The 6,880-nt window shown below is 65.6% G+C and carries 7 protein-coding genes; 2 read left to right on the top strand and 5 right to left on the bottom strand.

Features of this window, described 5'->3' with window-relative positions; genetic code table 11:
* Positions 1–26 precede the first annotated feature (26 nt).
* From cpaB to AC1DYX_RS07775, 4 genes are all read right to left on the bottom strand, one after another.
* Positions 27–881 (bottom strand): Flp pilus assembly protein CpaB, encoded by an 855-nt coding sequence (gene cpaB / locus AC1DYX_RS07790; protein WP_477257984.1) that lies wholly within the window; start codon positions 879–881, stop codon positions 27–29.
* Positions 878–2,245 carry an ATP-binding protein gene (locus AC1DYX_RS07785; RefSeq protein ID WP_477257982.1) on the bottom strand — a complete coding sequence of 456 codons (1,368 nt, stop codon included), beginning with the start codon at positions 2,243–2,245 and terminating at the stop codon, positions 878–880. Before AC1DYX_RS07785 ends, cpaB begins: the two co-directional genes overlap by 4 nt.
* Before the next feature lie 95 nt (positions 2,246–2,340).
* On the bottom strand, positions 2,341–2,835 hold the full coding sequence (locus AC1DYX_RS07780) for an A24 family peptidase (RefSeq protein ID WP_477257980.1): 495 nt from the start codon (positions 2,833–2,835) through the stop codon (positions 2,341–2,343).
* A 55-nt stretch (positions 2,836–2,890) separates the two neighbouring features.
* Complete coding sequence (locus AC1DYX_RS07775) at positions 2,891–3,070, bottom strand: Flp family type IVb pilin (RefSeq protein ID WP_477257978.1); 180 nt, start codon at positions 3,068–3,070, stop codon at positions 2,891–2,893.
* 385 nt (positions 3,071–3,455) lie between these two features.
* Here AC1DYX_RS07775 and AC1DYX_RS07770 point away from each other — a divergent pair, with 385 nt between their 5' ends.
* Positions 3,456–4,493, top strand: coding sequence for a GGDEF domain-containing protein (locus AC1DYX_RS07770; protein ID WP_477257976.1), 1,038 nt, complete (start codon positions 3,456–3,458; stop codon positions 4,491–4,493).
* Between the two features lie 15 nt (positions 4,494–4,508).
* On the opposite strand, the gene AC1DYX_RS07765 is transcribed toward AC1DYX_RS07770, so the two are convergent.
* Entirely contained in the window at positions 4,509–5,729 is a 1,221-nt protein-coding gene (locus AC1DYX_RS07765; protein WP_477257974.1) for an HD-GYP domain-containing protein, read from the bottom strand.
* A 130-nt stretch (positions 5,730–5,859) separates the two neighbouring features.
* Between AC1DYX_RS07765 and AC1DYX_RS07760 the strand changes: the two genes are divergently transcribed.
* Positions 5,860–6,795, top strand: a complete 936-nt coding sequence (locus AC1DYX_RS07760) for a LysR substrate-binding domain-containing protein (protein ID WP_477257972.1) — start codon at positions 5,860–5,862, stop codon at positions 6,793–6,795.
* The last annotated feature ends 85 nt before the right edge of the window (positions 6,796–6,880 follow it).

The raw sequence follows: 6,880 nt of genomic DNA, 5'->3' as shown, positions 1-6,880 counted from the left end.
GTTCATGGCTATACCCTGGCTGAAGTTCACAAGCACTCCTGCGACATGCGCAGGCCGTTGAGCACGGTGACGCAGTCGCGCCGCACCGGCGCCGCCACCTTGACCACCACCGGCGCGGGACGCACCGCCGGTGCCGGCTTCGGTGCGCTCTTGCGCGGCGCCGGCGGCGGCGCTTCGGGCAGCAGGGTCAGCTTGGTCGCGCCTTCGGTGCTGGCCGACTGCGGATCGACCTGGTTGCGCAGCGCCAGCGACAGCGTGCCGACGCTGCGTGCCAGGTCGAGCTTCTCGGCCTGCTCCGGCGTGACTTCCAGGGTGACCGCGTTGACGACTTTCGGCCTGGTCTCGTCGCGATTGACTTCCTGCGCAACGGCCAGCACGAGGATCCGCTCCAGCACGATCTTCGAGATGTTCTGCTGGCGGGCGTCGGCACCGGGCGGCACGTCCTTCTGGGTACTGACGATGATGTCGACGTAGTTGCCGGGCAGCGCGAAGCCCGCGACACCGATCACGTCGTTCACGCGCACCGTGATCGCGCGCTTGCCTTCCGTGATCAGCGCCGACAGCCCGCCGAGCGTGCCGGCCGGCGCCAGCTTCGCTTCGCTGACCGGGTCGCCCATGAGCAGATTGGTCTTCAGGACACGGCCGCCGAGCTTCTGCGGATCCCGGAAGGCGTCTCTCGGCAGGCTGTTGGCGGGCCAGTCGGCCAACTTGAACATGTCGGGCGTCAGTCGCTGGCCGAGGCTGATGTCGGTGGCGGCCACGACGATGCGGCCGCTGCTGTTGTCCGGGTGCTTGAGCAACCAGCTCGATGCGAACACGACGGCCGCGAATCCGAACAGGACCGCGACGGTCATGACGAGGATGGCACGCTTGTTTTTCATTTTGCGGCCTCCGTCGTGCCGGCGATGAACATGCTGCGCCAGGCCTGCTCGACCGCCGCGATGGTGAGGTGCGGTTCGGTTCCGGCGAAGCCGGCGAAATCGGCGACCCGGTCGAGCAGTTCGCCCGGATAGCAGGCCAGCAACGGGCGCCCGGATTGCGGGTGCAGTCGGTCGACCAGGTGGTCGACCGCGGCGTCCTCGGCCTCGATGCGGCGCATCCGGCACTGGCGGCGCAGCAGGGCGCGGTAGGCGTGCGGCGACCAGGCACCGATCTCCGCCTTGTAGCCGATGCGGCGCAGCGCGGCGTCGTCGAACACGTTCCCCGGCGCCAGATTGGTCGCGAACACGACGGCGGCATCGAACGGCATCAGTTCGGCCTGGCCGCCCTGCAGCGACAGCTGGTCGCAACCTGCGTCCAGCGGGCCGATGAAGCGGTTCAACAGCTCGGCGGCGGCGATGCGCTGGCGACCGACGTCGTCGAGCACGAGCATGCCGTTGTTCGCCTGCAGGTGCGGCGGCGCGTGGTACACGCCCTCTTCCGCGTCGTAGCGCAGGTCGAGCATGTCGCGCCCCAGTTCGGCGCCGACGTGGACGAGCGGACGCTGGCACACGGTCCAGCGCGCGTCGCAGCTGCGCCGTTCCTCATGCTGGCGCGCGACCGGCGGCGGCGCCACGTGCACGGCCGGATCGTACAGGCGGATCACCTGGCGCCCCGCCATCAAGGCATACGGCACGGCGATCGGGCCCGGCAGCAGGCGCCCGAGCTTGCGCGCCAGCGTCGTCTTGCCGCCGCCGGACGGGCCGTACAGCAGCAGCGAACGGCGCGCGTACAGGGCCGCGCCCAGCACGTCGCGCGCGGCCGGCGTCAGGCCATCCTCGCCGAGCGCGCCGGCCAGTTGCGCGGGCGTGATGCGCTCGGCATCGGCATGGCGCAATGCCTGGCGTTCGACCACGGCGCGATACGAGGCGAGCGTGACGGGCGCCGGACCGACGTAGCGGCAACGCGCCAGGGCGTCGAGCGCGCCGCGCTGGCCGATCGCGGTCAGCTGGTATTGCATGTCGATATCGGACTCGCCGCACCACGCGACTTCCACCTGCTGTTCCGCGATCAGCGGATTGAGGATCTCGCGCAGCACGCTGATCGACAGCCGCAGCTTGCCGGCCAGCAGGGGCAGCGGCGCCTTGCCGGTGGCCTCGATCGTCTTGAGCACCAGGTCCGTCACGAAGCGCGGTTCGAGACCGGTATCGCGCACGGTCTTGGCCTGGCGTGGCAGGATCGGTGCGACTTCCGGACCGCCCGCCGCTGCCGGTTGCGCGGCGCGTGGGCCCGTCGCGGTACTGCCTGTCGATAGCGTTTCAAACATCGGGAACCCCCTTGCCTTGCTTGTTTTCCGAAACAGGTCAGAATGATTCTAGCGAGCGGTCTTTTGGCCACCCTTGAGCTTCGCCAAGAGCGGACTCATCCATAATGAGTGACGAGGACAACGATCGTGCCGAGCGCGATGGCCACGCCATAGGGCATCGCCCCGGCACTCTGCGGGAGCGTCGTGCCGGACAACAGGTGGCCGACGTTGACGAAGGCCTGCCGCAGGCGGCTGCGCAACACGATCAGCAACAGCGCCATCAAGCCGCCGGCGCACCACGTGAAGATGGCGATCTGGAATGCTTCGGTGGGACCGGTGAAGAAGCCGACGACGGCCATCATCTTGACGTCGCCGGCAGCCATGCCGCGCACCAGATAGAACGGCAGGAAGATCGCGAGGCCCAGCAGCATGCCGCCGAGCGCGGACAGCAGCGCGGCGTCCGGTTCGGCGGACAACGCGTGCAGGAGCAGCGCGCCGGCCAGGCCGGCGAGCAGAAGACGGTTGGGAATGCGCCGCGTCGCCAGGTCGTTGACGGCGGCGATACTTACCATGAGCAGGAGCAGCGTATCGCGGTATTGTTCGATTTGCATGACGACTCCCGAAAAAAAGCCCCCCGGGCCGGAAACCCGGAGGGCTGCCGCTACATTACGGGGTGACCAGCTGGCCCGCGACGTAGGTAAACACCGCATTCACCTTCTCGCCGATGGTTTTCGCCGAAGCTGCCATCGCGACGCCGATCAGGGCAGCGATCAGGCCATACTCGATGGCCGTCACACCGTTCTCGTCAGCAGCAAAGGTTTTGACGGCGGAGATGAAATTGCTCATGACAAACTCCCATATGGTGGGTGGATAAGAACTGCACTGGCCGGAGAGCGCAGGTCAAGTCACTTTTTTTAGCTGGCTTGCTGCGTTCCGTGTCAGTGAGTTCACTATAAAATTTGGTGCCGCACGGCAACTTGATGACCCACAAATTTGCCTCAAGGAACTATTTTTTGTTCTAAGGAATCGGAACGCCGTTCCCTTCCACGAGCGCTGTGTCGTTTTGCTTTGAGAAAGTTCACTCAGGCTAAAAAAATTGCATTTGCATAATTGCTTAGAATATAAAAACGCTATATCCTGTTCGGCTTGCTCTTTGTGAAATGCCAGATTCTGCGAACGCGACGGCGGCTGCCAAGCCCGCAGGTCGGTTGATTACATTGCCGAGAACGACATGGATTCGCTTCTGAAACACATGGTGGACATGACCGGCCATCGCGATCACGCGATGCTGGATATTTCCGTGATCTCGGCCGTGCAGGAGCTGGCGGGCGCGCAGCGGACGCGCATACTGACCATCACGACCGTGTCTGGACAGCAATACCTGCGTGCCCGCGCGAGCATCGCGAGAGGTGGCACGGCGTATCTTGAAGACATGCCCGACGGTGCCCTGGGCGATCCCGTCACTGCCTTCCCCGAACTGAAACGCTGCCTCGGCGAGCGCCAGGCCAGCGCGCAAGCCCTCCTGACGGACGGCACGCGCGTGTTGTGGCTGCCGATCTGGTTCGGCGACAAGGTCACGACCTGCCTCGAGATCCGCGACGACAAGGCGTTTTCGCACGACGCCGTGTACATGATCGGTGGCATCGTCGGCGTCTACCGCAATTTCCAGAACCTGCTCGACTACAGCGAGCGCGATTCCCTCACCGGCCTGCTCAACCGCAAGACGTTCGACGACCAGCTGGCGCGCATGCTGCAGTGCGCCCACGAGCCGGAGGCGCGCCTGCCGGGCCAGCCCGAGCGGCGCCAGCACCATGCCGAGGAAAAACAGTGGCTGGCCGTCGTCGACGTCGACCACTTCAAGGCCGTCAACGACAAGTTCGGCCACCTGTACGGCGACGAAGTGCTGATCCTGATCGCCAACCTGCTGCAGTCGGCGTTCCGCGCCCAGGACCGCGTGTTCCGCTTCGGCGGCGAAGAATTCGTCGTGCTGCTGCGCTCCACCACGCTGGACAATGCCTGGAAGATCATCGAACGCTTCCGCGCCAGCGTCGAAAGCCACGTATTCCCGCAGGTGGGCCAGGTCACGGTCAGCGTCGGTTTCGTCAGCATCCGCGCCTACGAATCGCCGGTGGTCACGCTGGGCCATGCCGACCAGGCGCTGTACTACGCGAAGAGCAATGGGCGCAACCGCGCCTGCCATTACGACGACCTCGTCGCGCACGGCCTGCTGCAGACCGTCGCCTCCAACGACACCGCCGAATTCTTTTGAACGCGCCTTGCGCGCTCAAGCCACCTGCAGGAAGCGCAGCGGGTCGACCTGCCATTTTTCCGGCGCCTCGTGGCGCACGATCCTGTCGCCACCACCAAAGCCCAGGCCGCGCGCCAGGTCCACCGTCTCCGGCTTGATATAAGTCTGGCTCTTCGTGCTGTAGAACACGTTGACCCTGGGCGTGAGCAGGCTCGTCTCATGCGGCTCCACCACGACGCCCAGGCGCCCGGACTCCAGCAGGACGAGCGTACCGACCGGGTAGATGCCGACGCAGCGCATGAATTCCTGGGTCAGCGCCGGACTGAAATGGAACTTGCTCCACTCATACATCTTGCGCAGCGCCTCCGCGGCCGGCATACCCTTGTGGTAGCAACGGTCGGCCGTGATGGCGTCGTACACGTCCACGATCGCCGCCATCTGCGCCAGCTCGCTGGTGTCCTGCTCGCCCTGGCCGTCCGGATAGCCGGTGCCGTCGCGCCGCTCGTGGTGGTGCAGCGTGATGTCGAGCGGAATGGCGCCGATCCCGGCCGAACGGCGCAGGATGTCGTAGCCGTCCTTCGGATGGCGCCGGACAACGTCGAATTCCTCGTCGGTCAGGCGCCCCGGCTTGTTCAGGATATGGTCCGGGACGAGGGCTTTACCGGTGTCGTGCAGCAGGCCGCCGATGCCGGCCTGGTATGTCGTCTCGGCGTCCATCCCGCGCGAGCGGCAGAATGCGACCAGCAGGGTGCACACGCTGACCGAGTGCAGGAACGTGTAATCGTCCTTGTTCTTGATGACGGACAGGCCCAGCAACGCGGATGCATTGCGCAGGATCGATGCGGTGATGTTCTCGACCACCGGCGACACCTGGTCCAGTTCCACCGCCTTGCCCAGGCGCGCATCCTGCATCACGGTCTTGACGAGGCCCGCGGCCTGGCGCCGGATCACCGTGGCACGGTCGAATTCCTCGGCCAGGGTGGTGCGTAGCGGCGGCACCGGTTTGGCGGCGAGCGCGGCGACCTCGGCCTCCGTCACCGCCTCGACCTCGGCGACCGTGGGCGCGTCGGCCACGTCCGGCCCGCGTGTGCAATCGATCGTCACGCTGCGAATGCCGGATGCGAGGATCTTGCGGATCTCGTCCTCGGACGTGATGGCGAAGCGGTTGCGGAGGAATGGATGGTCCATCCAGCCGCAATCCAGATCGTGGATGAACATCCCGACGCGCAGCTGGGACGAATCGAGTTTCTTGAGCATGAGAGGGTTCGGGGTTGTGTTAATCTCGCCGCGACCGGCACCGTTCAATAATAACAACTTGATGACAAGAAAGTTGCCAAGTATAAACTTATGGTCATCATGTTGTTATTGAGATACAAATATTTACAAAATGGAACTTCGCCAGCTGCGCTATTTCGTTGCCATCGTGGACCACGGCTCGCTGTCGCGCGCGGCCCTGGTCCTGCACGTGGCGCAGCCGGCGCTGACGCAGCAATTGCGCCAGCTTGAAGAAGAATTGGGTGTGCAATTGCTGCACCGCTCGGCCCAGGGCGTGCTCAGCACCGATGCCGGCAAGGTGTTCTATGAGCATGCCCAGGCGATCCTCAAGCAGGTGGCGGATGCGCAGGCGGCCGTCGTGCAATCGGCGGAGCGGCCGTCCGGCAGCGTCACGCTCGGCCTGCCGCACAGTATTTCCGGCGCCCTCGCGTTGCCGCTGCTGACCGCGATCCGCCAGCGCTATCCCGAAATCACGCTGCAGCTGACCGAGGAAATCACCGGCAGCCTGGCCGAGCAGCTGCGCGCCGGCCGCATCAACCTGGCCGTGCTGTTCGACGACGGCCAGCTCGGCAGCTTCACCGCCACGCCCCTCGTCGAGGAAGAATTGCGCTTCATCYGCCGCGCCGACGCGCCCGAGGCCGCCGGGCGGGACAGCCTCGCGCTGCGCGACGTCCTGGACACCACACTCATCCTGCCGGGCCTGCAGCACGGCGTACGGCCGCGCATCGAGAGCACGGCGCGCGCGGCGGGCCTGGCCACGCGGGATGTCATCGAGATCAATTCCATCGCGATCCTGAAGTCGGCCATCCTGGCCGGCATGGGCGCCACCATCCTGCCGGTGGCGCCGGTCCAGGCCGAGGTCGAGCGCGGCGCCATGCGCGCGCTCGCCATCCACGATCCGGACATCGCACGCACAGTCGTCCTTTGCACCTCACGCAATATCCCGCTCACCAATGCGGCGGCGGCCGTCAGCCGGCTCGTGGTCCAGGTGGCGCATGGGCTGTGCGCCGGCGGCGCCTGGATCGGCGCGCGTCCCCTCGCGGGTTAAAGCCGGCCGCACCGGGCGTCCGGGCTTTTTGACTTGCATCAAGGATTTTTCAAAAGTGAAACATTAACCTTGCGTCATCGTTGCG

The organism is Massilia sp. P2_C2, from assembly GCF_056404615.1.
This window is presented reverse-complemented; position numbering and strand designations above follow the sequence as displayed.